Here is a 26010-nt window from a genome sequence, read left to right as displayed (position 1 = left end):
AGAGACGTTCAAAACAGACGAAGTATCACCCACAACACGATCGCCGCGAAAATGCCGGCGATCACATCATCCACCATCACACCCAGGCCGCCCTTCAAATGCTTGTCCAGCCAGCGGATAGGCCAGGGTTTCCAGACATCGAACAGGCGAAATAGCGCAAAGCCGGCGACAACCGCCCACCACGGCGCAAGCAGCGCGGGCAGCAGTGCGATCCACTGGCCGATGAATTCATCCCACACCAGGCTGCGATGATCGTCCACACCCAGCGTGCGGCTCGCGACATCGCAAGCCCATACGCCGATCGCAAAACCGATAACGATGACCAGCAGGTTCAGCGACAACGAACCATGACGCAGCCACAGCCACGGAAGGATCGACGCCAGCGAACCGAACGTGCCTTGGGCGACCGGCGTGAGGCCCGACCCGAAGCCGCAGGCCAGCCAACCTGCAGGACTGGACAGCAAGGCGCGGCGCTGTGCGTCGGTCAAGGTCTTGCGTTCGTTCATACGCCGAAATGATCCCAGCCGCGGTGTTCGGGTTCCAGCCATTGTCCATCCGCATCACGCACACGTACGCCACTGCCTTCGACAATGCGGCCGATGCGGGTAGCGCCGCAGCCCAGTCGCGCAAGATCGGCCTGGACGTCGGCCACATGCTGTGCGGGCACGGTGAAGCACAGTTCGTAATCGTCGCCACCGCTCAAGGCAAACTGGCGCGAGGTTGCGTCGTCAAACAGATCCAACAAGGCGGACGAGCGCGGCAACAAGGACACCTCGATCTCCGCAGCCACCTGGCTGCTCGTGCAAATGTGGCCGAGGTCGGCCAGTAACCCGTCGGAAACATCGATGCATGCATGGGCGTGCCCACGCAGTGCGAGGCCTGCGGCAACCCGCGGCGTCGGACGGTTGAGGCGTTCAATCAGATACGCCGAACGCGCATCCGCATTACCGCCCCGCTGCAACAGCGCCAGGCCCGCCGCCGCATCGCCGAGCGTACCGGTGACGAAGACGACATCGCCCACCTGTGCACCGGCACGCAGCAGCGCCTTGCCCGGTGGCACGAAGCCGTGCACGGCAACGCTGAGCGTGAGCGCGCCGCGCGTCGTGTCGCCGCCGACCAGTGCCAGCCGATATGCGCGTGCAAGCTGCGCGAAGCCGGTGGCCAGCTCATCGATAAAGGCCGGTTCTGCCTTCGGCAAGCTCAACGCCAGCAAGGCCCAGGCCGGCGTTGCGCCCATGGCTGCAAGATCGGACAGATTGACGGCCAGCGCCTTCCAGCCGATATCGGCGGACGCTGTACCGATCGGGAAATGCACGCCTTCGACCAAGGTATCGATGGCAACCGCCAGTTCCTGCCCTGCCGGTACCGTCAGCAGCGCGGCATCGTCACCGATGCCAAGGCGCACGTCGTCGCGCCCTTGCGCGGTGCGCTCACGAATCCGGTCGATCAGGGAAAATTCCATAAGTTGCGAAATAAACCCGCCGGGTGAGTAGGTTGGGTTAGCGCAGCGTAACCCAACGGTGTTTCGCCGCTTCGATGAAGATCCGTTGGGTTACGCTGCGCTAACCCAACCTACCCCAACCGACCCAACCTACGCGAATGCCATCAGCCGCGCTTCTCGGCAACGCGAATCTGCGCCGCCAATTTATCCAGCACGCCATTGACGTAGCTGTGACCGTGATCGGCACCAAAGCGCTTGGTGACCTCGATCGCTTCGTTGATGATCACGCGATACGGCACGTCAGGGCGGAATTGCAGCTCGTAGGCAGCCAGGCGCAGTGCCGCGCGCTCGATCGGGTCGATCTGCGCCACGTCACGATCGATATACGGCTTGAGCGCTTCGTCGATCGTTTCGAGGTGTTTTTCCACGCCACGCAGCAGATCTTCGAAATACTCCAGATCGGCCACTTCCATATCCTGCTCGTGGCGAAACTGGTCGATCACCGAAGTCATCGAACTGCCGCTCATCTGCCACGCATACAGCGCCTGCAGCGCACGGCGGCGTGCGCGCGAACGCGCGGCGAGATCGATGCCTTCGGGACGAGGACTCATCACAACTTTCCGTAGAGATTGACCATCTCCAGTGCGGCAATGGCGGCGTCGGCGCCCTTGTTGCCGGCCTTGGTGCCGGAACGCTCGATCGCCTGCTCGATGGTGTCGGTGGTGAGCACGCCGAACGCGACCGGCACGCCCGAACCCAGCGCAGCCTGGGCCAGCGCCTTCGTGCATTCGCCCGCCACGAAATCGAAATGCGGGGTGGCGCCGCGAATCACCGCGCCCAGCCCGATCACCGCGGCGTATTTGCCGGAGTGCGCCAGCTTGTGCGCGGCCAGGCCGAGTTCCCAGGCGCCGGGAACCCGGATCAGATCAATCGCGTCATCGCTGACACCGTGACGCACCAGCGCATCGCGCGCACCGGCGACCAGCGGCTCGACGACAAAACCGTTGAAACGGCCGGCAACGATGGCAAAACGGCCCTTGGGCGTGGCGAAATCGCCTTCGATGGTCTTCATGCTGCGTGATTCCTTTGGGTCAAACCGGCCCGTGCGAGCCGGTTATTTTACGGGTTTGAGGGGGAGACTGCTTGGATGGCGCTGATGGAAGGCTCATGCGCGTGCCGCAGGTGCGGATAACCGTGGAAATCCAGGCTGGCGCGCTGCCCGATCACCCGCAGCCGCGCCGGCACGCCGAACGGCAGGGTGAATTTGTCCGGGTCGTGACCAAAAGGCATCCCGGAAAGCACCGGGATGCCGGCGATCCGGCGGATCTGGGTGAAGCCGTCGGCCAGGTCGTAGCCGTTGTCGTAGGCCGCGGGCCGGCATTGGGTGAAGTCGGCCAGGATCAGGGCCCGCTGCCGCTCCAGCACGCCCGACAGATGCAACTGGTACAACAGGCGTTCGATGCGGAACGGCGGCTCGCCCACGTCCTCGACAAACAGGATGCCGCCCTCGATGCGCGGGAAATACGGCGTCTGCAACAGGCTGCACAACATGGCGAGGTTGCCGCCCCACAGCGGGCCTTCCAGATCGAGCTCTCCGGCCGCGCCGCAATCCCAGCTCGCATTGCCCTGCGGGGCGCTGATGGTGCGCCAGAAATGCCGCCAGGTGAGCGGGCTCAGTTCCCGTGCGCCGAAATCAGGCCCGAGCATCGGGCCGCCGAAGCTGACCAGACCGGCCTTGGCATACAGCGCCATTTGCAGCGCGGTGAAGTCGCTATGGCCGACCAGCACCATCGGCTGTCCGGCCAGGCGCTCGCGCAAGGCGTCGTAATGCAGATGCTCCAGCAGGCGCGTCGCGCCATAACCGCCACGGATGGACAGCGTGACATCCGGCAAGTTGTTGAGCGTGGCCAGGCCATTGATGTCCGCCACACGCTGCGTATCGCTGCCCGCGTAGCGCTGCTCGGTGCGCTCAAGCACCTCGATGCTGTCGACCGTGCATCCCGCGTCACGCAGACGCGCCACGCCGCGCGTCATCGCGTCGCGATCATGCGGATAACCGGAAGGCGCGATCAGGCGAACGCGACAGGAGGAATGAGCCTGCATGAATCCTGTTTCTCCAGATAGCAGCGCTTACGGCGCGATATGTGCAGCCGTCACCGATGCATGGCCATGCAAGGCAAAATCACGTGACGAATGCCCCACTTCAATCGGATAGCTGCCGGCAGCCACCTGCCACTGATGTCCTTGGACATCAAAGATGGCCAGCAAGCGCGGATCGATGGTGACGGTTACCGCCTGGCTCTGCCCCGGCTGCAACGACACCTTGTCGAACCCGACCAGACGACGCGGCGCTTCGCCGCTGCCGGCGGGCATTCCGACGTACACCTGCGGCGTATCCATGCCCGCACGATCACCGAGATTGGTCACCTTGAAACTCACCGTGACGTTGTCACCGTGGCTGCTTACATGCAGGTCGGTGTAACCGAACTTGCTGTAAGAGAGACCGAAGCCGAACGGGAATAGCGGCTCCAGCTTCTTCTCATCGAACCACTTGTAGCCGACGGCTGCGCCTTCGATGTTGTAATCGACATCCTGCGCATTGCTGATGACCGGGCGCGGCAGTTGCTGTTCGTCCTGCGGGAACGTGACCGGCAAACGGCCGGAGGGATTCACCTTGCCGGTCAGCACTTCCGCGATCGCTTCGCCACCACGTGCGCCCGGATACCAGGCTTCCACCACCGCGCCGACTTTCGACAGCCACGGCATCTTCACCGGACCACCGTTTTCCAGCACGACCACGCTGCGCGGGTTCGCGGCAGCCACCGCGTCGATCAACGCATCCTGATGGTTGGGCAGGGACAGATTGGCCGCGTCGATCGCTTCGCACATCCACTGCGTGGCAAACACAATGGCGACATCGGACGACTTGGCCAGCGCCGCCGACCTGGCCGGATCGCTGCCGTCGTCATAAGTGACTTTCACATTCGGCAGCAGCTTTTGCAGTGCCTTCATCGGCGAGGAAGGATCGTAGACAATCCATTGCCAATCACCGCCCTTCACCGCCGGAATCGCCGGACCGCCAATCGGCCACACTTCGGCCGAACCGCCACCGGAGAGCACGCCGGCGTCGGCATGACCACCGATGATCGCGATGGACTTGATCCCCGGCTGCAGCGGCAGCTGCTCCTGGCCGTTCTTCAACAACACAATCGCCTGCTCGGCGGCATGTTGCGACACCAGCGCATCGGCATTGGCATCGAGCGGCTTGATCACCGGCGGATAATCGAACAGGCCCACCGCATACATCGAACGCAGGATGCGATGCACCATGTCATCCAGGCGGCTGCGCGGAATGCTGCCGTTTGCCAGCGCCTGCAGCAGCGGAGCGCCGAAACTGTTGAAACTGGTGCCCAGGCTGAAGCCGCTGTTGAGATCGACGCCGGAAACCTGATCGGTGCCGGCCATCGCATCCATCACACCGTGGTCGCCGCCCCAGTCGGTCATCACCCAGCCCGGATATTTCCAATCGCCCTTGAGAATGTCATTCAACAGATGGCTGTTGGAACAATCCCACACACCGTTGACCTTGTTGTAGCCGCACATCACCGAACCGGGATGGCCATATTCGATCGCCAGTTCGAACGCGAGCAGGTCCGACTCGCGCATCGCGCGCTCGCCGATATTGGAACTGACCGTCTGGCGATTGGTTTCCTGATCGTTCAAGGCAAAATGCTTGATGGTCGACAGCACGTGCTGCGACTGGATACCGCGAATCTCGGCACCGTCCATGCGCGCAGCCAGCAGCGGATCTTCGCCGAGGTATTCGAAATTGCGGCCATCACGCGGCTCACGCGTGAGGTTGATGCCGCCTGCCAGCAGCACATTGATGCCTTGCGCATGCGCCTCACCGGCAATCATGCGGCCGCCGTCGTAGGCGAGCGTCGGATTCCAGCTGGCGGCCAGCGCCAGCGTCGACGGCAGCGGCGTAGCATTGCCCTGCTCGCCACGCACATGATTGGGCTGACCGTTCTTGCCGATATCGAGCGGATAGTTGTGAACACCGATGCCTGCGTCGTTTTCCTGCAACGCGGGAATCCCCAGCTTGGGCAGCGCCGACACATAACCGGCCGTGCCGATACCACCGGGCGGCTGCTTGGCGACCATGGTGTTGTAGGTCTGCAGCATGTGATGCATATCGTCCAGCGACATGCGCTTGGCGAGCTGATCGGCGCGCGCATCCGGACTGGGCGACGATGAAGCCGGCGTGGATGACTGGGCAAAGGCACTGGAGCCACAAGCCACCGCAAGCATCGTCAAACCTATCGCACGTGCCTGCGCGCGCCCGAACGGCAGATCCTTGATTTTCATCGCGACCTCGTTTCAGCGGAATTAGCAGGGGCAGAGTAACGGGAATTGGTGGCAGGGCATAGGGAACAAGCCTGGCACTTCACGCCGCTCGACGCCTCGTCCCGTCGTCCCGGCGAAGGCCGGGACCCAGTGCCTTGGATGCGAAAGAGTCGCTGGGTCCCGGCCTTCGCCGGGACGACGGAATGAGTGACACGAACACCCGCGTGCCTTATTCCGTGTGCTCGACAACCTCGAGCCCAAATCCAGCCAGACCCACCAACTTGCGCGGCGTGCCCAACACGCGCAGACGATGCACACCCAGATCGGTAAGGATCTGCGCGCCCAGGCCATGCTGTCGCCACTCTTGTTGCTGCACTTCTTCGGGCCCCTGCGTCACCGGCTGCCGGTTGAGACGGCGCAGCAACGCATCGGGCGTGTCTTCACCGGAGAGCACCAGCAGCACGCCACGGCCTTCATCGGCAATCCGGCGCAGGGCCGCGGTGACGGTCAGGCCGAGATCGTCGCGTTGCAAATGCAGCACATCAGACAGCGTATTGCGCACGTGCACGCGCGACAGCACGGCCGCGCCATCGTCCACCTTGCCGCGCACCAGGGCGAAATGCAGGCCGTGACGAATCGCATCGCGATAGGCCACCAGCCGGAACGCACCGAATTCGGTCTGCACATCTTCCTCGTACACGCGCTTGACCGTTTTTTCGGTTTCCAGGCGGTAACGGATCAGATCCGCAATCGAGCCGATCTTCAGGCCATGTTTTTTCGCAAAAATTTCCAGCTCGGGCCGGCGTGCCATCGAACCATCTTCATGCAGCACTTCGATCAGTACCGCCGAAGGCTCAAGGCCCGCCAACGCAGCGAGATCACAGCCCGCTTCGGTGTGCCCCGCACGCGTCAACACACCGCCCGGCTGCGCCGTGAGCGGAAAGATGTGGCCCGGCTGCGAGAGATCCTGCGGCTTCGCATCCGCCTTCACCGCCACCTGGATGGTGCGTGCGCGGTCGTGCGCGGAAATGCCGGTGGTGACACCTTCGGCCGCTTCGATCGAAACGGTGAAGTTGGTCTGATAGGGCGAGGTGTTGTCGCTCACCATCGGACGCAGGCCGAGCTGGCGCGTGCGCTGTTCGGTCAGCGTAAGGCAGACCAGGCCGCGCGCTTCGCGCACCATGAAGTTGATGTCCTCCGGCCGCACCATCTGCGCGGCCATGATCAGATCGCCTTCGTTCTCGCGATCTTCGTCGTCGAGAATCACCACCATGCGACCGGCGCGGATGTCTTCGAGGATTTCGGGAATGGTGTTGAATGCCATGTTCTATTCCTTAAATTGCAGGATGCCGCCTATTCACGACCGTCATTCCCGCGAAAGCGGGAACCCATTTTCGCTCTTTGCATCAAGTGCAAATGGATTCCCGCTTTCGCGGGAATGACGGCCCGTGGTGATAGGCGTCATCGTTATGTGGTTATCTTGATGAGAAAGGTTGCAGGCCAAGCGATCAGCAAGGCATCACGCAAAACCGTGTTGCTTCAAAAACGCCTCGTCGATCCGCGACTCTCCTCCGCCACCGATCAGGCGCTCCACATAGCGCGCCACCACATCCACTTCGATATTCACCGCATCACCGGGACGCCGTGCATGAAAGGCCGTGTGCTCGACCGTGTGCGGAATCAGGTTCACGCCGAAGCGGTTTCCGTTCACTTCGTTGACGGTCAGGCTGGTGCCGTCGATGCAAATCGAACCCTTCGAGGCGATATAGCGCGCAAGCTGGGCCGGCACTTCAAAAGTCCAACGCAGCGAACGGCCATCGGGGGTCACGGCGATCACCTTGCCCACGCCATCGACATGGCCGGACACCAGATGGCCGCCAAGACGATCCGCCAGCCGCAAGGCTTTTTCCAGATTCACCGGATCGCCCGCCTTGTGCTTGCCCAGCGTCGTGAGCGACAACGTTTCATTGGATACATCGGCGGCAAAGCCGCGCGCTTCCAGAGTCACCGCGGTCAGGCACACGCCAGACACGGCAATGCTGTCACCCAGCTGCACATCGGAAAGATCCAGACCGGCGGTGTCGACATGCAGGCGCACGTCGCCACCACGCGGTTCCAGCCGCGCAATGCGGCCCACGCTTTGAACAATACCGGTAAACATCAGCGCACCTCCACAAGGAAGGTGGGCAAGGCTTGGCAATGACAGGTAGACATGAACGTTCTCCACGCAAAGTCAGTGGGAACGCCCCAAGGCATGAGGCACATGCACCGCTTGCGCGATGCATGCCGCCGTCTTCTTTCATCCGGACTGTGCGCTGTGGCGGCGAACCGCTACAACGTAAACCGTCGGCCCCGGCATTTGACCGGATCTGCTGACCTTCCGGTGGAACCGGAAGCGCTCGCGGGCTCGGACCTTGCGGTCCCTACCGCCGGTGGGGAATTCCGCCCCGCCCTGAAGACGTTGGTTATATGCCGGACGAGCCGGCCGGCGAAGTTTAGCACTGATCGCCGCGCCGCCTGCCCCATGACTGTCCACGGGGCGGGACAATGTGTCCGGCGCAGGGGTCCGGCCCGTGACTTTATGCCGATCCCGGCCGCAGTTGCAGGCGCCAGTCCTGGCCGACCCGGCGCTGATCGATCGCGCGCAGCGACCAGCGATCGGCCATAGCCGTCAACGCGGGCAGATACATCAGCGGAAGCGCACAGTCGCCCAGCATGAGCGGCGCGATGTAGAGCAGCAGCTCGTCCACCAGTCCCGCCGCGAACAATGCCCCGCACAGCGCGGGTCCCGCCTCGACATGCAATTCACTGCAACCGCGCTCGGCGAGCAAGGCCATCACGGCCAGGACATCACCCTGTTCGGGGACGACCACACGCTCGACCTGATCAAAGCGGTTGTCCGTAATGCGGGCGCTGGCCGCATGCATGATCAACGTGGGCGTGGTGCCATCGAGCACATGGCTGCCGGCAGGCGTACGCAGACGACGATCCAGCACCACCCGCAGCGGCGGCGTGAACGGCTGATCGGTGAGGCGAACAGTAAGCAGCGGGTTGTCGGCAAGTACCGTTCCGCCACCGGTAAGGATGGCCGAGCTGCGCGCGCGCCAACGTTGCACATCGGCACGCGCGGCTTCGCCGGTAATCCATTTGGATTCGCCGTTGGCCAGCGCCGTGCGGCCATCCAGGCTCATCGCCAGCTTGACCCGTACCCACGGACGCTGGCGCTCTATACGGCTGAAAAAGCCGATATTGAGCTCGCGTGCGGCGTCGCGCAGCAGCCCGCTTTCCACGATGATGCCCGCCGCACGCAACTTTTCGATGCCACGGCCGGCCACTTGCGGGAACGGATCTTCCGCAGCGATCACCACCCGCGCAACGCCCGCCGCGACCAGCGCATCGGCACAGGGCGGCGTGCGGCCGTAATGCGCGCACGGCTCCAGCGTGACGTAAGCGGTGGCGCCACGCGCCTGCTCACCCGCCTCGCGCAAGGCAAACACCTCGGCATGCGGCTGACCGGCCCGCTCATGCCACCCCTGCCCTACCACCCGTTCGCCATGCGCGATGATGCAGCCCACCCGCGGATTCGGTTGCGTGGTGTAAAGGCCACGCTCGGCCAGGCGCAGGGCCTGTGTCATATGTGCAACATCGATGACGGAGAAGTTCATGGAGACGTCTGAATAACGATATGCATGATTGTCAGTGTGCGCGATCAGGCAGCGTTTGTCGCGCCGCATCCGGCAGGAGTAGCCTTAATGCCTTCACCCTGGCGCCATGTTTCGACGGCGCCGCAAGCTTGCTCGTCAGTAACCCTCGCTGCGGTGAGGAAAGGGTAAGCACAAACCAGCGCCCACCATCTAACGTCATGTCCTCCGTCCCGGGAAACAGCCATGATTTACGAGAACATCCTAGACACCATCGGCCATACGCCCATCGTCCGCCTTCATCGCATCGCGCCCGCGCATGTCACGCTTTACACCAAGATAGAAGCGTTCAATCCCGGCGGTTCGGTGAAGGACCGTCTCGCGATCGCGGTGATCCTTGATGCGGAAAAAAAGGGGCTGCTGAAGCCGGGCGACACCGTGGTCGAGGCCACCTCCGGCAATACCGGCGTGGCGCTGGCGATGGTTTGCGCGGCGCGCGGCTATCGCTTCGTGGCCACCATGACCGAAACCTTCTCCGTCGAGCGGCGCAAGCTGATGCGCGCCTACGGCGCCAAGGTGATCCTGACACCGGCGGCCGAACGCGGCAGCGGCATGGTCCGGCGCGCGGAGGAACTGGCGGCAAAGCACGGCTGGTTCCTGCCGCGCCAGTTCCAGAATCCGGCCAACCCGGCCTATCACCGCAATACCACCGCAGCGGAAATCCTGCGCGATTTCGCCGGACGCCGCCTCGACGCCTTCGTCACCGGCTGGGGCACCGGCGGCACGCTGACCGGCGTGGGCGAAGTGCTCAAAGTGGCCCGCCCCGAGGTAAAGATTGTCGTCTCCGAGCCGGCCGGCGCATCGCTGCTCAAGGACCAGCCGTGGCAGCCGCACAAGATCCAGGGCTGGACGCCGGACTTCGTGCCCGAGGTGCTCAATCGCAAAATCTTTGACATCGATCTGCCGGTGGACGACGTGCTCGCCCGCGACACTTCCCGCCGCCTGGCGAAGGAGGAAGGCATCTTTGTCGGCATCTCGGCCGGCGCAACCGTCGCCGCGGCGCTGAAATATGCAGAAACCGCCGAGCATGGCAGCGTGATCCTGGCGATGCTGCCGGATACGGGTGAACGCTATATCTCCACCTTCCTGTTCGAAGGTGTGGAGGAAGGTTCGGACGACGCGTGGCTGGACAGCCTGGGTTAGCGCACCCCGTATACGGACTGGACACATGGGCAACACCTATTACCCTCCCGCATCACGCGATGGGTAGGTTGGGGTAAGCGCCAGCGCACCCCAACGCCGCCATGTCATGGCTTGCCTTGAAAACAACCCTGGGCCAGCAATGATTCATCGTGGTGTCGGAGATGGCGATGTTGGAGTGCGCTGGCGCTTACTCCAACCTACGCGGCTAGGTGTTACCCGTGCGCAAAGCCGGGCTAGCTCTTGCGGGGATGGCGCTTTGCCGCTGCCGCAGCTTCGCCGAGCAATGAAAGCTGCAGATTTTCCAATCCCGGCGGAAGATCGCGCTCCAGCTTTTCGATTTCTTCGCGGAACGCGTGCACATCCTCAAACTTGCGATAAACCGAAGCGAAGCGCACATAGGCCACCTGGTCGAGCTTCTTCAGCTCACGCATCACCAGTTCGCCTACATGACGCGAGGGCACCTCACGCTCGCCGCTCTTGCGCAGATCGTCGATAACCGCACGCACCGCCGCATCCACGGCATGGCTCGCCACCGGGCGTTTCTGCAAGGCACGCTCGAAACTGATACGCAACTTGCGCTCGTCGAAACTCTCGCGCCGCTCACCGCTCTTCACGATGGCCGGTAGTTTCAACTCGGCCGTCTCGAACGTATTGAAGCGCTCGCCGCATTCCGGACACTCGCGGCGACGGCGCACGGTGGCGCCATCGTCGGCAAGGCGTGAATCGATCACGCGGGTGTCTTCATGCTGGCAGAAGGGGCAATGCATCGGGTTAGGAGTGAGTGGAGAGGAGTGAAGAGTGAGATAAGGCCGGTGCGGTGAGGTGGCGTTTACTCATCGTTCGCTCCTCGTGGCTCAGCCGTAGACCGGGAATTTCTTGCACTGGGCCGAGACTTTTTCGCGCACGGCCTTGATGACAGTTTCGTCCGTGGGGGCGTCCAATACGTCGCAGATCCAGTTGGTCAATTCGATCACATCCGCTTCCTTGTAGCCGCGGGTGGTGACCGCCGGCGTACCAACGCGCAGACCGGAGGTGACGAACGGCGAGCGCGGGTCGTTCGGCACGGCGTTCTTGTTGACTGTGATGTGCGCCTTGCCGAGTGCAGCTTCCGCGTCCTTGCCGGTGACGTCGCGGCCGATCAGGTCGACCAGCATCAGGTGGTTTTCGGTACCCCCGGACACCACCTTGTAGCCGCGCTCGATCAGCGTCTTGGCCATCGCCTTGGCGTTCTTCACCACTTGCGTCTGGTATGCCTTGAAGGACGGCTCCAACGCTTCCTTGAAGGCTACTGCCTTGGCGGCGATGACATGCATCAGCGGGCCGCCCTGGAGGGCGGGAAACACGATGGATTGCAGCTTCTTCTCCATCTCTTCGCTCGCATCCTTGGCGATCACGAAGCCGCCGCGCGGACCACGCAGGGTCTTGTGCGTGGTGGACGTCACCACATGCGCGTGCGGCAGCGGGCTGGGATAGACACCCGCGGCGATCAGACCGGCCACGTGGGCCATGTCGACGAACAGATAGGCGCCCACCTTGTCGGCGATGGCACGGAAGCGCGCCCAGTCCATGACCTGCGAATAGGCGCTGAAACCGGCCACGATCATCTTCGGCTTGTGTTCGACTGCCAGGCGCTCGACTTCGTCGTAATCGACCAGGCCATGCTCGTTCACGCCGTACTGGATCGCGTTGAGCAGCTTGCCGGAGATGTTCACCTTGGCGCCGTGGGTGAGATGGCCGCCGTGCGCCAGGCTCATGCCCAGGATGGTGTCGCCCGGATTGAGCAGCGCGAAGTAAACCGCCTGGTTGGCTTGCGAGCCGGAATGCGGCTGCACGTTGGCATAGGTGGCGCCGAACAGCTGCTTGAGGCGTTCGATGGCGAGGCGCTCGGCCACGTCCACATATTCGCAACCGCCGTAGTAGCGCTTGCCGGGATAACCCTCGGCGTATTTGTTGGTGAGGACCGAACCCTGGGCTTCCAGCACGCGCGGACTGGCGTAGTTCTCGGAGGCGATCAGCTCGACGTGGTCTTCCTGGCGTCGCGCTTCGTCGGCAATGGCCTTGGCCAGTTCATCGTCATAGCCGGCGATGGTGTCGGTCTTCGGGAACATTCGAGCCTCTTGGGGTTGCAAGCGGGGTAAGACTTGAAAGTGTAATAGTTAAGCGGGTTTACGGCCACCGCCGGACGCTGGACAAGCGTTGTCGGATGGTGCATTGGCGCCTGTGTTCCAGGTGCGCAGGGCATGCCGGTCGTCCGGCTTGGCGAGCGACGTAAGCTATTGGTTTTACTTCAATGACGACCTTGCCGTGATGCCCGGGCAGATCGCCGCCTCGCCACCGCACTCACCATCACGTAGCTGATGATCATCAGCAAAAACCACGCCCCCAGCTTCGACAACGGCACCATGCGCCAACCGTGATGCTGCGCCGGATAGCGCCATACCGCTGTGAAGGTGCCGACGTTCTCCGCGATCCAGATAAACGTCGCTACCAGTACAAAGCCCAGCAACAACGGCATGCGCCGATGCACGCGGCGAATGCGGAAATGCACCCAGGTGCGGCCAAACAGCAGCGCTGCCGCGGCAAACAGCAGCAGCCGGATATCTGCAAAAAAATGATGGGTGAAGAAATTCACGTAGATCGCAATCGCCAGCGATACCGTGGCAAACAGCGGCGGATGATGGGTGAAGCGAAACTCGAACAGTCGCCATGCGCGCGCGATGTAGCTGCCGATCGATCCGTACATGAATCCCGTAAATAGCGGCACACCGCCGATGTGCAGCAAACATGCTTCGGGATAGATCCACGATCCCATCGCGGTCTTGAACACTTCCATCACCGTGCCGACCACGTGAAACAGCATGATGACCCTGGTTTCTTCCCAGGTCTCCAGGCGCGCGGCAAGCAGCAGGCACTGGATCAACACCGCCGCCAGGGTAAGAAAGTCGTAGCGCGTCAAGACGGCCTGATGCGGATAGCACGCCCAGGTGAGACCCAGCAACAGCACCATGCAGCCACCGAACAGACAGGCCGACGCCTGCTTCGCGCCAAAGCAGACGAACTCGTGCAGCGCGATGGCGCAACGGCCGCGCGACCACGCCCAGGCACCGACGCGATCGTCCATCCGCCGGATGGCGCTGAGCAAGGTGAAAGGGTGGCTGCGCTCCATCGTCCGGCTCCGATGCATGTCACCGGACAGACTGGCCGTCCCGCGGGGCCAATCAGACGCAAAAAATGGCGAGCAAGTGACGATTGGCTCGCGATAACGCGGCCGATGCGCTTCGGACCAGCGTCATCGGGATTTACCGATAAGCCGCTATAATCCCCCGTTTGATACCCACGCCCCTGCGCGTCGCCCATCCATCCGGGCCGGCCACGCGCATGCCTTCGGAGCCAGCATGCAATACATCTACACCATGAACGGGGTCAGCAAGATCGTTCCCCCGAAGCGCCAGATCATCAAGGACATTTCGCTGAGCTTCTTCCCCGGCGCCAAGATCGGCCTGCTGGGTCTGAACGGCGCGGGCAAGTCCACCGTGCTGCGCATCATGGCCGGCGTGGATACCGATTTTCAGGGCGAAGCCCGTCCGCAGCCGGGCATCAAGGTCGGCTACCTGGCGCAGGAGCCGCAGCTCGATCCGGAAAAGACCGTACGCGAAGCGGTCGAGGAAGGCGTGTCGGTGGTCCTGGACGCGCAAAAGCGTCTTGAAGAGGTGTACGCCGCCTACGCCGAGGAAGGCGCCGACTTCGACAAGCTCGCCGCCGAGCAGCAGGAACTGGAAAACGTCCTCGCTGCCAACGACGCCCATGCCCTGGAGCGCCAGCTGGAAGTGGCCGCCGACGCGCTGCGCCTGCCGCCGTGGGATGCCAAGATCGGCCCGCTGTCCGGTGGCGAGAAGCGCCGCGTGGCGCTGTGCCGCCTGCTGCTGTCCAAGCCGGACATGCTGCTGCTGGACGAACCCACCAACCACTTGGACGCCGAGTCGGTCGAGTGGCTGGAGCACTTCCTGCAGGACTACCCGGGCACCGTGGTGGCCGTCACCCATGATCGCTACTTCCTCGACAACGCGGCCGAGTGGATTCTGGAACTCGACCGCGGCCGCGGCATTCCTTGGAAGGGCAACTACACCGAGTGGCTGGAGCAGAAGGACGCTCGCCTCAAGCAGGAAGCGCAGCAGGAAAAGTCGCGCCAGAAAGCCATCGAGAAGGAACTGGAGTGGGTGCGCTCGGCCGCCAAGGGCCGTCAGTCCAAGGGCAAGGCGCGCTTGAACCGCTTTGAAGAACTGAACGCGGTCGAATACCAGCGCCGCAACGAAACCAATGAAATCTTCATTCCGCCGGGCGAGCGCCTGGGCCAGGAAGTGATCGAGTTCAAGAATGTCAGCAAGTCCTTCGGCGATCGCCTGCTGATCGACGACCTGTCGTTCAAGGTCCCGCCGGGCGCCATCGTGGGCATCATGGGCCCGAACGGTGCGGGTAAGTCCACGCTGATGAAGTTGATCATGGGCAAGGAGCAACCCGATTCCGGCGAAGTGAAGCTGGGCCACACGGTGAAGCTCGCCTACGTCGACCAGTCGCGTGGTGCGCTCGAAGCCAAGAACAATGTCTGGCAGGAAGTGTCCGGCGGTGCGGACATCCTCACCATCGGCAACTTCGAGATCCAGTCGCGCGCCTACATCGGCCGCTTCAACTTCAAGGGCGTGGACCAGCAGAAGATCGTCGGCAACCTGTCCGGCGGTGAACGCGGCCGCCTCCACCTGGCCAAGACCCTGCTGCAGGGCGGCAACGTGCTGCTGCTCGACGAGCCGTCGAACGACCTGGACGTGGAAACCCTGCGCGCGCTGGAAGACGCGCTGCTGGAATTCCCCGGCTGCGCGATGGTGATCTCGCACGATCGCTGGTTCCTCGACCGCATCGCCACGCACATCCTGGCCTTCGAAGGCGACTCGCACGTCGAGTTCTTCCCCGGCAACTACAACGAGTACGAAGCGGACAAGAAGCGCCGCCTGGGTGACGAGGCGGCCAAGCCGCACCGCGTGAAGTACAAGAAGCTGGCCTAACCCCCGCTTTTCTCCCTCTCCCCTCCGGGCGACGCGAAGCTAGTCCCGTGGGAGAGAGGGCTGGGGTGAGGGGCCACGCTCGCCCCAAACCTTCAATGGAACCACGCTTCGATCGAACCACATCGCAAGATCGCCCCCTCACCCCTACCCCTCTCCCCGGAGGGGAGAGGGGAATAACGGAGAGAGACCATGCATTTCATGCAAGCCCTGCAACAGGCATGGACCCGCAACAACTCGCTGGTCTGCGTCGGCCTCGATCCCGAACCCTCCAAATTCCCGGCTCACCTGCAAGGACGCGCGGACGCCGTGTTCGAGTTCTGCCGTGACATCGTCGATGCCACCGCCGATCTGGTATGCAGCTACAAGCCGCAGATCGCGCACTTCGCCGCACTGCGTGCCGACGATGCGCTTGAACGCCTGATTGCGCATATTCATGCGAAGCATCCCGGCATCCCGGTCATCCTCGACGCCAAGCGCGGTGATATCGGCAGCACGGCGCAGCATTATGTCAGCGAAGCGTTCGATCGCTACGCCGCCGATGCGGTGACGCTCAATCCCTACCTGGGACGCGACTCCGTGCAACCGTTCCTGGATCGTGCCGACAAAGGCGTGATCCTGCTGTGCCACACCTCCAACCCCGGCGCCGCCGATCTGCAGGACCTGGACGTCGGTGGCAAGCCGCTGTACCAGCATGTTGCGCAGATCATCGCCCGTGACTGGAACACCCACGGCAATTGCGCGCTGGTAACCGGCGCCACCTGGCCGGAACAGCTTGCCGAAGTGCGCACGCTGGTTGGCGATGTGCCGTTGCTGGTTCCCGGCATCGGCGCGCAGGGTGGCGATGTGGAAGCCGTCGTCCGCAACGGCTGCACGGCGGACGGCACCGGGCTGATGATCAGTTCGTCGCGTGCCATTCTTTATGCCGGCAAGGGTGAGGACTTTGCGCGGGCTGCCCGTTCGGCGGCACTCGAGCTGCGCGACAGCATCAATCAGTACCGCAAGCACTGACCCGCCCGGAAGGTCTCTCCATCGAGGAGCGCCCTGTGCCAGGCCGGACTTCCTCGGCTGATCCCGCTCGGCCTCGTCTACGCAGGACGATGTGCCTGATTCACAGGTGACTTGCCCGGGACATATCCCCCTGAATTCATGGACCGCTGCGAGGCCGCTGTTGCGGGGGATAACGCTCCATGGAATATCGGTCCGGGCACCTGTTGAAACATGGCCGGATCGCACTTTCAATGCGATCCATTCGCAAAAAAACCGTCTTTAGGCCCTCCCACCACCCCGTGGCGCTATGTCAGTATCAGCCGCGCAGCGCCGGCTTTTCGTCGGCCGACAACCATACGAAGGAAACGTATGCAGGTACTGAACGGGTGGGGTCGTCACATGAGTGCAAGAATGATGGATTTTCTGCATCGTGCCTCGCTGGCACTGCTGTTTGCCTTGTTGGTGTTGACTGCGGCCGGTCGCGCACAGGCAGCGAGTCTGGATACAAGCCTGGTGTCAAAAGTGGATGCCGCCACGTTCGAAGTGGTGATTCCCAGGGCGGTCGACGATCCACTGACTTACGAAAAGCCGCTGCCACTCGAACTGCTGCCGTACCAGGAGCGCACCGATAAATACTTCTCGATTGGCACGGCGTTTGCCATCGGCAACAACCGCTACGTCACCGCCGGACACGTCTTGCTGCTTGCCGTCGGCGACCTCACCGGCCCGCCTTCGCTGCGCGATGCCAGTGGCCATGTCTATGCCATCGACAAGATCGAAAAGTTTTCGCTTCAGCAAGATTTCGCGGTGTTCTCGCTGAAGGATCAGCCGAGCAATGCCGCATTGGCGATCGACACCAAGCCGGTGTTGAACAGCGTGGTGTATGCCGTAGGCAACGCGCTTGGCACCGGTGTCGTGATCCGCGATGGCCTGTACACCTCCAATACGCCCGAGGAAGAAAACGGCCGCTGGGAATGGATGCGCTTTTCCGCTGCCGCATCGCCCGGCAATAGCGGTGGTCCATTACTGGATCAGGACGGCAAGGCGATCGGCGTGGTGCTGATGAAGTCGGCCAACGAAAATCTCAATTACGCCCTGCCCATCAACGAAGTACTGAAGGCGCCCGATAACCTGGCGGTGATGGACAAACAGGAGTCCTATCAGCTGGATGTGCTGGATTACGACCAGAACGGCAGCTTCAAGGCGCAATTCCCACTGCCGGCCAGCTATGCCGATTTCAGCGCCACCTTTTTGAAACTGCAAAACAGTTTCAACGAACAGCAATTGAAAGCCCTGCTACAGCAGCAGAGCGACCAACTGTTCCCGCATGGCCCTGGCGCCAACCGCATTCTGCATGACGATCCCCAGCTCAGCTTTTTCCCGTCCCTGATCGCACGCAATCGTAGTGGCCAGTGGCAATATGCAGGGCGCGAACTCAACCGCGTACCGCTCAGCGGCAATGGTTATGTCGCCAGTGGCTACGTCGGCCATAATTTCCTGATGCATCTGCGCCGGCCCGACGACATGAAGGCCGATACGTTCTACAACGATCCCAAGCAGATGATGGATCTGTTGCTGCAGACCGGCTACTGGTACCGCCAGGTCGGTCCGGAAAAGATCAAGATCACCTCGCTGGGCAAACCCACCACCGACGCCACCTACACCGATGCGTGGCAACGGCAATGGAAGGTTTTCGTCTGGCCGCAACCGTACATAAATTCCGAAATCATCTTGTTTGCGCTGCCCGTGCCTGATGGCTACGCGATCATGATGCGCATGAACCCCTCAATGATCACGCACGACAGCATGATCGACATGAAAGCGCTCACCGATTTCTTCAATGTCGATTACGGCGGATCACTGGCGCAGTGGAAGGAATTTCTCGCCGAAAATTCGCTGCTGCCGCAAGTCTTGAAGAACACCCGAATGGATTTTGATTACGGCAAGCGCCTCAGCTACGACTCCGATCAGGTCTCCTTCAACTATCCCTCATCACTGCAAACCATCGCGCCTGACAACATGCTGGCCGTGGGTTTCGGGTACTTCAGCGACAGCGGCAAGATCACGCTGCAAACCAATTACATTCAGATTCGCCTCAACATCACTGACCCGGACCGCATCAGCATCAGGCGGCATGTAGCACCCAGTCAGGATCTGGACGACAACTTCAAGGAAGCCTGGGGCAAGCTGCTGCACAAGCAGCATCCCTACGATGGCATCGCCTATAACGATGGCGATGAGATGGATATCGCCACGGTCATTGATCCGCGCGCCAAGAGCACACCCACCGAGCTTTACACGGCTTTCTACGCAACCCAGAGCGCGCACAAGCCGCAAGAGATGAAGGTAAAGCTCAGCCAGCTGACCCAGCAGTTCAAAATCAAGTCGCCCTGATCAAGACTGCCTGCCACCGGGATCACCTCCAGGTGGTGGGCACTGATGACTGCATGAGCGGCGCTCCCGCGGTCACGGCATCGCGATAACGATCGGCTGGGCGTTTCGTACCGGCACCACTTGTCGTAAGTGCCGGCCCGGCTGCGATAATGGCCCGTCAACTTCAGAGGGATGAATGCGTGAGCTTGTGGTTTCTGATCTTCCTTAGCGTGCTGCAGGGTGTAACCGAATTATTCCCGGTCAGCAGCCTTGGCCACACTTTGCTGGTGCCCGCCCTGTTCGGCATGCATATCGACAAGCATGCGCCGCAACTCATCCCCTTCCTGGTAGCGCTGCACCTGGGCACGGCGCTGGCGCTGCTCGGGTATTTCCGTCATCGCTGGGTCGCCTTGGTCCGCGGCTTCTTCGCCTCGCTGGGTGGCCGCCGCAATGATGACGGACACATGATGTGGGCACTGATCATCGGCACCGTTCCGGCCGGTCTGGTAGGCCTGCTGCTGGAAAAGAAACTGGAACTGGTGTTCAAGGATCTGCGCATCGTCGCTGTCGCCTTGATCGCCAACGGCGTGCTGCTGTGGCTGGGCGATCGCCTGGAACGCTCGCGTGCGCACAAGCCACCGGAGAAGCTGAGCTTCCGCCAGGCGTTTCTGGTCGGCCTGGCGCAGATCGGCGCACTGATCCCGGGCTTCTCGCGCAGCGGCCTGACCATGATCGCCGGCTCGGCCACGGGACTGGACAAGGAAAAGGCCGCGGAATTTTCGTTCCTGCTCGGCACACCGATCATTCTCGCCGCTGGTCTGCTGGAAATTCCCAAGCTGTTCAAGGCGCCGGAACAGTTGGCTGACGCCTTCCTCGGTGGGGTGCTGACGGCGATTGCAGCGTGGCTGAGCCTGCGCTTTCTGATGCGCTACTTCGAAGGTCGCGGGCGCCTGACATCGTTCGGCACCTATTGCGTGATCGCCGGCGCCGTGTTTCTCGCCTGGTTCCTGCTGCATCCGCAGCCGGCGTAAGCGGCTTCCAGCAGATCCTCTAAGCTGTCAAATCATCGAATAGCAAAGGCCCCTTCAAAGAAAGGGGCCTTTTTGCAATCGAAATCCGACGATGCCGCTTGATCAATCCACCATGCGCGGCAATCAGGACCCGCGCGTGAATCTTATTCGTCCTCACCCGGATCCATATCCGGAAACAGCACTTCGGTAAAGCCAAACTTGGTGAAGTCGGTAATGCGCGAGGGATAAAGCCGTCCGATCAGGTGGTCGCATTCATGCTGCACCACTCGGGCATGGAAACCTTCCGCGCGCCGATCGATGCGCTCGCCTTTCGGATCGACGCCTTCGTAGCGGATGAGCGAATAGCGGTTCACCGCACCGCGCAAACCCGGTACCGACAGGCAGCCCTCCCAACCCTCCTCCATATCCTGCGATAACGGAGTAATCACCGGATTGAGCAGGATCGTTTTCGGCACCGGCGGTGCGTCGGGATAACGCTCGGAACGATCGAAACCGAAGATCACCAGTTGCAGATCGACGCCGATCTGCGGTGCGGCCAGGCCGACGCCGCCGGCATCATGCATGGTGTCGAACATGTCGGCGATCAGGGCATCGAGCTCGGCGCTGCCGATCATCGCATCCGGAACAGGAGGCGCGACACGCAGCAAACGCGGATCGCCCATCTTCAGAATCTCGCGAATCATGCCAACCTCACGCAAGCAGAGTCTTATGGATAACTGTGGACGGCAAGCCATGAACTCAAGCCGCCTGGACCTTTTCTAAGCCATGCAAAGGGTATTGGCAATTCGTGATTTTTAGATGATTCCGGTAAACGTGCCAGGCCCCACACCCATAATGGAAGACCTGAGTTCCTTGGAACGCGGACAAACATCTCCAACGAGATTTTCTGTCCACCACATGCCGACCACTTCGCGCGCACGCCACGTATCGCTATCTGCTTTTCATCGCCGGCATGAGCTCCGAGGCGGGATTCCCTCGCTTAAAGCCGGGCGCTATTGACCCTCGCCGCCGACAGGACGACTCTAGAACCCGATTCAAAGCCTTCGCGCGGCCGGGATGCCGTAGGGATGTACCAAGGCACGCGATGAGATTGAGCTGACTCTCTTATCGATCGATCTGGAGCCCCTCCATGGAAACCATCGCAACAAGGCCGGCCGGTGTGGCGAGCAAGGTTGTCTGGGTGATCATTGCCATCATCGGGGCGGCTTGCCTCGGAGTAATCGCGCTGCGGCGCGGCGAACCCATCAATGCCATCTGGCTGGTCGCGGCAGCGGTGGCTGTGTTCCTGATCGGCTACCGCTTCTACGGCCGCTTTATCGAGCTGCGCGTCCTGCAGATGGACCCGGGCCGCGCACCGCCATCGGTACTGCACAACGATGGCCTGGATTACGTACCGACCGACAAATGGGTGGTATTCGGCCACCATTTCGCGGCCATTGCCGGCGCCGGCCCCCTGGTTGGCCCAGTGCTGGCCGCGCAGATGGGTTACCTGCCCGGGACGCTGTGGATCCTGTTCGGCGTAGTGCTGGGTGGCGCCGTGCAGGACTTCATGGTGCTGGGCCTGTCGATTCGACGCGATGCGCGTTCGCTGGGTCACATGCTGCGCGAAGAGCTGGGCCCGTTTGCCGGCGTGGTCGCGATGTTCGGCTTGCTGGCTTTGATGATGATCGTGCTGGCGGTATTGGCGCTGGTGGTGGTCAAGGCGCTGACGCATAGCCCGTGGGGAACGTTCTCCGTCGCCTGCACGATCCCGATTGCGCTGCTCATGGGGATCTACCTGCGCTGGCTGCGACCGGGGCGGATTCTGGAAGTGTCACTGATCGGGCTGGTCTTGCTGCTGACCTCGATTGCCTATGGCGCGCATGTCGCGGCAACGCCGGTGCTGGCCAATCTGTTTGACTTCGATGCGAAGGCGCTGGCCTGGCTGCTGATCGGCTATGGCTTCTTTGCCTCGGTGCTTCCGGTGTGGCTGTTGCTGGCCCCGCGCGATTACCTTTCCACCTTCCTGAAGATCGGCACGATCGTGCTGCTGGCCGTCGCGATCCTGTTTGCCGCACCTGATCTGCAGATGCCCGCCGTATCACGCTTTATCGACGGCACCGGGCCAGTGTTCCAGGGGCAGCTGTTCCCGTTCCTGTTCATCACGATCGCCTGTGGCGCGGTGTCGGGCTGGCATTCGATCATCGCCTCGGGCACCACGCCGAAGCTGCTTGCCAATGAAGGCCAGGCACGCATGGTCGGTTATGGCGGCATGCTGATGGAGGCATTCGTCGCGATCATGGCGCTGATCGCCGCCGCCTCGCTTCATCCTGGCGTGTACTTCGCGATGAACTCGCCGTCGGCTCTGATCGGCACCACGGTGGAACATGCGGCAGCAACGATCAGCCAATGGGGCTTCGTAGTGACACCGGATGAGTTATCGCGCACCGCGCATGACATCGGTGAAACCGGCATCCTCAGCCGTGCAGGCGGCGCGCCCACCCTGGCGGTAGGGATGGCGCAACTGCTGCACAACATCATGCCGGGCGAACGGATGATGGCGTTCTGGTACCACTACGCCATTCTGTTCGAAGCACTATTTATTCTCACCACGGTGGACGCCGGAACGCGCGTTGGCCGTTTCATGATCCAGGAAATCGCCGGACTGGTGCACGAACCACTGAAGAGCACCGAGTCGTGGATCGGTAACGTGCTGGCCACCTCGATCTGCGTGGGCCTGTGGGGTTATTTCCTGTACCAGGGCTCGGTGGATCCACTTGGCGGCATCAATACCCTGTGGCCCTTGTTCGGCATCGCCAACCAGATGCTCGCAGCGATTGCGCTGATGCTGGCTACCGTGGTGACGGTGAAACTCAAGCGCCAGCGCTACGTGTGGGTACCCGGCATTCCCGCCACCTGGCTGGTCGTGTGCACGCTGACCGCAGGCTGGGAAAAACTTTCCGGCCCGATCAGCTTTACCGTGGCCAGCCAGACTTACGCGCAGGCGATGCAGGCGGGCAAGCTGATGGCCCCTGCCAAGAATCTCGCCGAGATGCAGCGCATCATCACCAACAATAGTGTCGATGCCACGCTTACCGCCGTGTTTATGTTGCTGGTGCTGACCATGTGCGGCTTCAGCATCTACGCGATGATGAAAGCCTGGCGCAGCCATATCCCGACGGCGCACGAAGCACCTCGTGTAGCGCTGACCAGCGTGGCAGGCCAAACCCCATGAACACGAAGCTCGTACAGTTGTGGCATCGTCTGGTGCAAACCGCGCGTTTAAGCTGTGGCATACCGGACTATGACGTCTACGTCACCCATCTGCGTACGCACCACCCCGAACGGAAGATTCCCACCTATGCCGAGTTCTTCCGTGAGCGGCAGGCCGCACGCTACAAGGGCACCGGTGGGCGCTGTTGCTGAACACTCCGCCTTGCCATGCCAGGAAAGCCAAGGCCATGTCCTTATGAAAGCATGGCCTCTCTTTGTAATCCCCACCGGTTAGACTTGTTCCTCCACGCCGTCCGCGTCCCATCACTATGCCTCCAGGCGACCGCCGCATTACCAAGCCCACTTCCGAGATCGAGGCTCAACACAGCCTGGGTTTGCGCGTCATCGCCATCTACAAGGCGATCAAGACGGTCTGCCTGATCATCGTGGCCATCGTGGCGTTCGGTCTGCATCGAGAGAAGAACTTCGATCATCTGGTGCATGCGCTGGAACACCTATCCCTGACCGACAGCAACGGCCTGCGCTGGCAGTTGGTGCAGTTGCTGGAACAGATGGGTCCTGGCAAGTTCGTGGCCATCGGCGCCGTAGCGCTGGCCTATGCCGCCATTTTTGCCACCGAAGGCACCGGCCTGTGGCTGCGCAAACACTGGGCGGAATGGTTCACGGTGATCGCCACCGGCTCGCTGATTCCCTTCGAAATTTACGAAGTGTTCCACAAGTTCAGCTTGCTGAAAGTGGCTGCGCTACTGGCGAATGTGGCGATTGTGGTTTATCTGGTCCGCCTTGCGATGCAGCCGCATCGCCGGAACTGATCTGCAATACATAAACACATCCAACCATGCATCGGTTGTGTTTCATATCAGCACGGAAATGTCGCAATCATCGACAATCCAGCCAAGCCATGAAGCTGTGTGCGCAGACACCTACACATCACACTTCATGGTGCACGGATTCAGATGGCATGGCGTTCGCACCCCTTCGACGCGGCATCAACTCAACCAGATACATCGCCGCCAGCACCAATCCGCCACCCACCAGCATGCGCCAGGTCAGCGCATCCACACCCAAGGCCACCGCAAAACCTGCGGCGAAAACGGGTTCGGTAGTCATCACAATCGCTGCGCGTGCCGCGGGCAAATGTGCCTGTGCCCAGGTTTGCATCAGCATGGCGCCGGCGCCGGCTATCAATGCCATGTACAACGTGGCGATCCACGCATCGCCATCAGGCGGCAGCATCGGACCGCCATGACCCACTGTTGCCAACAGGCACACGAGCGCAATAACCACCATCTGTACCGCGGAAAGACCAAAGGCTTCATCGGGGCGTGACCAATGCCCCAAGCCCACGATATGCAAGCCGTAAAGCAAGGCCGACAGCAAGGTCAGCCACACGCCCTTGTCCACCGAAAAACCGTTGAGGGAAAGCAGGGCCAGTCCCGAGGTCGCAAGCGTCACTGCCACCCATACCACGGGTGGCGTGCGCTGACGCAGCAGGATCGTGGCGAGAATCGGTGTAAACACCACATACATGCCGGTGACAAAACCACTGACACTGGGAGAGATCAATGCCAGCCCCCAGGTCTGCAGCAATTGCCCCGAACCGTACACCGCGCCAAGCAGAGCCCCACGCCATAACTGCCGGCGTTCCAGACGCACTACGTGGCGGTGGAACAGCGCGAACATGGCGATCGCCGCGATGGCAAAGCGCACCGCAAGAAAGTCCGCGACCGGCATGCGACCGACCACCGCTTTGATCAATACAAAGGTGGAACCCCATACCGCCGTCATCACCAGCAAACCCAGGGTTGCCAGCAGGCTCACGCGCGAGGAAGTACTCATCGAGCCATCGACCGGCGCAACTGGCCTGGGATCTTCACCACGAAATGCGCCCAGATACCCAGCCAGACCACGGCAGCAAGATGCGGCTTGCGCGCGGCCGGATCGAACTTGCGAAACCAGCGCCACATGCCGCGATGCTTGTGATAGCTCACAAACACCGGACGATGCCGGCTCGATCCGCCTTTGCCGTGCCATATACGGACATCGCCCGCCAGCAGCACGCGCCAGCCGCCATCGCGCACGCGACGACACAGATCCAGATCTTCGCAATGCAGGAAGTATTTTTCGTCGAATCCATTCAACCATTCGAACACGCGCCGCGGCATCAGCATCACCGCGCCCGATACAGCTTCGGCCTCGACAAGATGATCGGGCATCTCACCCGTAACATTCACCCCTTCACCGCCACGCTTGAACAGGCTGGCAAGCGCACGCTGCATGACGGGGTCGCGGCGATATGAAGCCGGATCGGGAACGCCTTGCGCATCGCACACCACCGCTCCCACCAACCCTGCCTTCGGTTCCTTTGCCAACACGTCGAGCAAGCGCTGCAAGGCGGATTGCTGGAGCAGACAGTCAGGATTGAGGATCAGCAAAACCTGCCCACGCGTCTGAGCCGCCGCGCGGTTCACCGCCGGACCGAAGCCCAGATTGCCCCGGTTGTAGATCATCTTCAGGCGCGCATCATTTTCGTGCGCTCGCGCGATTGCCTGCGGAACGCCATCAGACGAAGCATTGTCGATCAGCAACAGCTCAAGCGGCGTAGTACAGGCGAGCACACTATTCACACAATCACGCAGGCTCGCGCCACTATCGGCGGAAACGATGATGACACTGACTTGCGGCTGGAATGAGTCGATAGCGGGCATGATTGGGCG

Annotated in this window: 23 protein-coding genes and 1 riboswitch; of the genes, 8 read left to right on the top strand and 15 right to left on the bottom strand. The window is 61.9% G+C overall.

Annotated features, from left to right (window positions below):
- Positions 1-8 precede the first annotated feature (8 nt).
- From ISP19_RS16735 to ribD, 9 genes are all read right to left on the bottom strand, one after another.
- Entirely contained in the window at positions 9-506 is a 498-nt protein-coding gene (locus ISP19_RS16735; RefSeq protein ID WP_204683554.1) for a phosphatidylglycerophosphatase A family protein, read from the bottom strand.
- A complete protein-coding gene (gene thiL / locus ISP19_RS16730; protein WP_204683553.1) occupies positions 503-1462 on the bottom strand; it encodes a thiamine-phosphate kinase in 960 nt (319 codons plus the stop codon). Before thiL ends, ISP19_RS16735 begins: the two co-directional genes overlap by 4 nt.
- Before the next feature lie 143 nt (positions 1463-1605).
- Entirely contained in the window at positions 1606-2052 is a 447-nt protein-coding gene (nusB, locus tag ISP19_RS16725; RefSeq protein WP_204683552.1) for a transcription antitermination factor NusB, read from the bottom strand.
- Positions 2052-2513: a 6,7-dimethyl-8-ribityllumazine synthase gene (gene ribH, locus ISP19_RS16720; protein WP_204683551.1), complete on the bottom strand. Its 462-nt coding sequence runs from the start codon at positions 2511-2513 to the stop codon at positions 2052-2054. The genes nusB and ribH overlap by 1 nt, the downstream gene beginning before the upstream one ends.
- A gap of 47 nt (positions 2514-2560) precedes the next feature.
- On the bottom strand, positions 2561-3544 hold the full coding sequence (gene ldcA / locus ISP19_RS16715) for a muramoyltetrapeptide carboxypeptidase (protein ID WP_204683550.1): 984 nt from the start codon (positions 3542-3544) through the stop codon (positions 2561-2563).
- A gap of 27 nt (positions 3545-3571) precedes the next feature.
- Positions 3572-5809: a beta-glucosidase family protein gene (locus ISP19_RS16710; protein ID WP_239556886.1), complete on the bottom strand. Its 2238-nt coding sequence runs from the start codon at positions 5807-5809 to the stop codon at positions 3572-3574.
- 208 nt (positions 5810-6017) lie between these two features.
- Positions 6018-7112, bottom strand: coding sequence for a bifunctional 3,4-dihydroxy-2-butanone-4-phosphate synthase/GTP cyclohydrolase II (gene ribBA / locus ISP19_RS16705; RefSeq protein WP_204683549.1), 1095 nt, complete (start codon positions 7110-7112; stop codon positions 6018-6020).
- A 195-nt stretch (positions 7113-7307) separates the two neighbouring features.
- On the bottom strand, positions 7308-7949 hold the full coding sequence (locus ISP19_RS16700; protein ID WP_204683548.1) for a riboflavin synthase: 642 nt from the start codon (positions 7947-7949) through the stop codon (positions 7308-7310).
- Positions 7950-8075: 126 nt separating this feature from the next.
- Positions 8076-8252: riboswitch (FMN riboswitch) on the bottom strand.
- 115 nt (positions 8253-8367) lie between these two features.
- Positions 8368-9453: a bifunctional diaminohydroxyphosphoribosylaminopyrimidine deaminase/5-amino-6-(5-phosphoribosylamino)uracil reductase RibD gene (gene ribD, locus ISP19_RS16695; RefSeq protein WP_379946052.1), complete on the bottom strand. Its 1086-nt coding sequence runs from the start codon at positions 9451-9453 to the stop codon at positions 8368-8370.
- A gap of 222 nt (positions 9454-9675) precedes the next feature.
- Between ribD and cysK the strand changes: the two genes are divergently transcribed.
- The gene (gene cysK, locus ISP19_RS16690; RefSeq protein ID WP_204683547.1) at positions 9676-10632 is read left to right on the top strand and encodes a cysteine synthase A; all 957 of its coding nucleotides are present in this window, start codon (positions 9676-9678) and stop codon (positions 10630-10632) included.
- A gap of 233 nt (positions 10633-10865) precedes the next feature.
- On the opposite strand, the gene nrdR is transcribed toward cysK, so the two are convergent.
- The 3 genes from nrdR to ISP19_RS16675 all read right to left on the bottom strand — a co-directional run bounded on the left by nrdR (position 10866) and on the right by ISP19_RS16675 (position 13798).
- Positions 10866-11399: a transcriptional regulator NrdR gene (nrdR, locus tag ISP19_RS16685; RefSeq protein WP_204683546.1), complete on the bottom strand. Its 534-nt coding sequence runs from the start codon at positions 11397-11399 to the stop codon at positions 10866-10868.
- Between the two features lie 87 nt (positions 11400-11486).
- On the bottom strand, positions 11487-12740 hold the full coding sequence (gene glyA / locus ISP19_RS16680) for a serine hydroxymethyltransferase (protein ID WP_204683545.1): 1254 nt from the start codon (positions 12738-12740) through the stop codon (positions 11487-11489).
- 179 nt (positions 12741-12919) lie between these two features.
- Positions 12920-13798: a DUF817 domain-containing protein gene (locus tag ISP19_RS16675; protein ID WP_204683544.1), complete on the bottom strand. Its 879-nt coding sequence runs from the start codon at positions 13796-13798 to the stop codon at positions 12920-12922.
- Positions 13799-14027: 229 nt separating this feature from the next.
- On the opposite strand from ISP19_RS16675, the gene ettA reads away from it, so the two are divergent.
- The 4 genes from ettA (at position 14028) to ISP19_RS16655 (ending at position 20080) form a co-directional block, all read left to right on the top strand.
- Positions 14028-15689 carry an energy-dependent translational throttle protein EttA gene (gene ettA, locus ISP19_RS16670; protein WP_204683543.1) on the top strand — a complete coding sequence of 554 codons (1662 nt, stop codon included), beginning with the start codon at positions 14028-14030 and terminating at the stop codon, positions 15687-15689.
- A gap of 189 nt (positions 15690-15878) precedes the next feature.
- Positions 15879-16697 carry an orotidine-5'-phosphate decarboxylase gene (gene pyrF / locus ISP19_RS16665; protein ID WP_204683542.1) on the top strand — a complete coding sequence of 273 codons (819 nt, stop codon included), beginning with the start codon at positions 15879-15881 and terminating at the stop codon, positions 16695-16697.
- A 378-nt stretch (positions 16698-17075) separates the two neighbouring features.
- Positions 17076-19070, top strand: a complete 1995-nt coding sequence (locus tag ISP19_RS16660; protein WP_239556885.1) for a S1 family peptidase — start codon at positions 17076-17078, stop codon at positions 19068-19070.
- Positions 19071-19249: 179 nt separating this feature from the next.
- Complete coding sequence (locus tag ISP19_RS16655; RefSeq protein WP_204683541.1) at positions 19250-20080, top strand: undecaprenyl-diphosphate phosphatase; 831 nt, start codon at positions 19250-19252, stop codon at positions 20078-20080.
- A gap of 143 nt (positions 20081-20223) precedes the next feature.
- Here ISP19_RS16655 and def read toward each other — a convergent pair whose 3' ends face one another.
- On the bottom strand, positions 20224-20763 hold the full coding sequence (gene def, locus ISP19_RS16650) for a peptide deformylase (protein WP_204683540.1): 540 nt from the start codon (positions 20761-20763) through the stop codon (positions 20224-20226).
- Between the two features lie 446 nt (positions 20764-21209).
- Between def and ISP19_RS16645 the strand changes: the two genes are divergently transcribed.
- The 3 genes from ISP19_RS16645 (at position 21210) to ISP19_RS16635 (ending at position 24105) form a co-directional block, all read left to right on the top strand.
- Positions 21210-23294: a carbon starvation CstA family protein gene (locus tag ISP19_RS16645; protein ID WP_204683539.1), complete on the top strand. Its 2085-nt coding sequence runs from the start codon at positions 21210-21212 to the stop codon at positions 23292-23294.
- Positions 23291-23485, top strand: a complete 195-nt coding sequence (locus ISP19_RS16640) for a YbdD/YjiX family protein (RefSeq protein ID WP_204683538.1) — start codon at positions 23291-23293, stop codon at positions 23483-23485. The genes ISP19_RS16645 and ISP19_RS16640 overlap by 4 nt, the downstream gene beginning before the upstream one ends.
- Positions 23486-23601: 116 nt before the next feature.
- Positions 23602-24105, top strand: a complete 504-nt coding sequence (locus ISP19_RS16635; RefSeq protein WP_204683537.1) for a DUF2127 domain-containing protein — start codon at positions 23602-23604, stop codon at positions 24103-24105.
- A gap of 118 nt (positions 24106-24223) precedes the next feature.
- Here the strand turns inward: ISP19_RS16635 and ISP19_RS16630 are convergent, their stop codons facing one another.
- Together ISP19_RS16630 and ISP19_RS16625 are read right to left on the bottom strand one after the other, a co-directional pair.
- Complete coding sequence (locus ISP19_RS16630) at positions 24224-25132, bottom strand: DMT family transporter (protein WP_204683536.1); 909 nt, start codon at positions 25130-25132, stop codon at positions 24224-24226.
- On the bottom strand, positions 25129-26001 hold the full coding sequence (locus ISP19_RS16625) for a glycosyltransferase family 2 protein (protein WP_204683535.1): 873 nt from the start codon (positions 25999-26001) through the stop codon (positions 25129-25131). Before ISP19_RS16625 ends, ISP19_RS16630 begins: the two co-directional genes overlap by 4 nt.
- Positions 26002-26010 lie beyond the last annotated feature (9 nt).

It is taken from the genome of Dyella flava (assembly GCF_016904955.1).
Classification (GTDB): Bacteria; Pseudomonadota; Gammaproteobacteria; order Xanthomonadales; family Rhodanobacteraceae; genus Dyella_B; species Dyella_B flava.
This window is presented reverse-complemented; position numbering and strand designations above follow the sequence as displayed.

Bases quoted from the DNA above. Each gene is read 5' to 3' on its own strand.
- ettA (WP_204683543.1), top strand. From the start codon at position 14,028: ATGCAATACATCTACACCATGAACGGGGTCAGCAAGATCGTTCCCCCG.
- pyrF (WP_204683542.1), top strand. From the start codon at position 15,879: ATGCATTTCATGCAAGCCCTGCAACAGGCATGGACCCGCAACAACTCG.
- glyA (WP_204683545.1), bottom strand. From the start codon at position 12,740: ATGTTCCCGAAGACCGACACCATCGCCGGCTATGACGATGAACTGGCC.
- nrdR (WP_204683546.1), bottom strand. From the start codon at position 11,399: ATGCATTGCCCCTTCTGCCAGCATGAAGACACCCGCGTGATCGATTCA.
- thiL (WP_204683553.1), bottom strand. From the start codon at position 1,462: ATGGAATTTTCCCTGATCGACCGGATTCGTGAGCGCACCGCGCAAGGG.
- ISP19_RS16710 (WP_239556886.1), bottom strand. From the start codon at position 5,809: ATGAAAATCAAGGATCTGCCGTTCGGGCGCGCGCAGGCACGTGCGATA.
- ISP19_RS16640 (WP_204683538.1), top strand. From the start codon at position 23,291: ATGAACACGAAGCTCGTACAGTTGTGGCATCGTCTGGTGCAAACCGCG.
- ISP19_RS16735 (WP_204683554.1), bottom strand. From the start codon at position 506: ATGAACGAACGCAAGACCTTGACCGACGCACAGCGCCGCGCCTTGCTG.
- ISP19_RS16675 (WP_204683544.1), bottom strand. From the start codon at position 13,798: ATGGAGCGCAGCCACCCTTTCACCTTGCTCAGCGCCATCCGGCGGATG.
- ldcA (WP_204683550.1), bottom strand. From the start codon at position 3,544: ATGCAGGCTCATTCCTCCTGTCGCGTTCGCCTGATCGCGCCTTCCGGT.
- ISP19_RS16660 (WP_239556885.1), top strand. From the start codon at position 17,076: ATGAGTGCAAGAATGATGGATTTTCTGCATCGTGCCTCGCTGGCACTG.
- def (WP_204683540.1), bottom strand. From the start codon at position 20,763: ATGATTCGCGAGATTCTGAAGATGGGCGATCCGCGTTTGCTGCGTGTC.
- ribH (WP_204683551.1), bottom strand. From the start codon at position 2,513: ATGAAGACCATCGAAGGCGATTTCGCCACGCCCAAGGGCCGTTTTGCC.
- ribBA (WP_204683549.1), bottom strand. From the start codon at position 7,112: ATGGCATTCAACACCATTCCCGAAATCCTCGAAGACATCCGCGCCGGT.
- ISP19_RS16635 (WP_204683537.1), top strand. From the start codon at position 23,602: ATGCCTCCAGGCGACCGCCGCATTACCAAGCCCACTTCCGAGATCGAG.
- ISP19_RS16625 (WP_204683535.1), bottom strand. From the start codon at position 26,001: ATGCCCGCTATCGACTCATTCCAGCCGCAAGTCAGTGTCATCATCGTT.
- ISP19_RS16700 (WP_204683548.1), bottom strand. From the start codon at position 7,949: ATGTTTACCGGTATTGTTCAAAGCGTGGGCCGCATTGCGCGGCTGGAA.
- cysK (WP_204683547.1), top strand. From the start codon at position 9,676: ATGATTTACGAGAACATCCTAGACACCATCGGCCATACGCCCATCGTC.
- ISP19_RS16645 (WP_204683539.1), top strand. From the start codon at position 21,210: ATGGAAACCATCGCAACAAGGCCGGCCGGTGTGGCGAGCAAGGTTGTC.
- ribD (WP_379946052.1), bottom strand. From the start codon at position 9,453: ATGAACTTCTCCGTCATCGATGTTGCACATATGACACAGGCCCTGCGC.
- ISP19_RS16630 (WP_204683536.1), bottom strand. From the start codon at position 25,132: ATGAGTACTTCCTCGCGCGTGAGCCTGCTGGCAACCCTGGGTTTGCTG.
- nusB (WP_204683552.1), bottom strand. From the start codon at position 2,052: ATGAGTCCTCGTCCCGAAGGCATCGATCTCGCCGCGCGTTCGCGCGCA.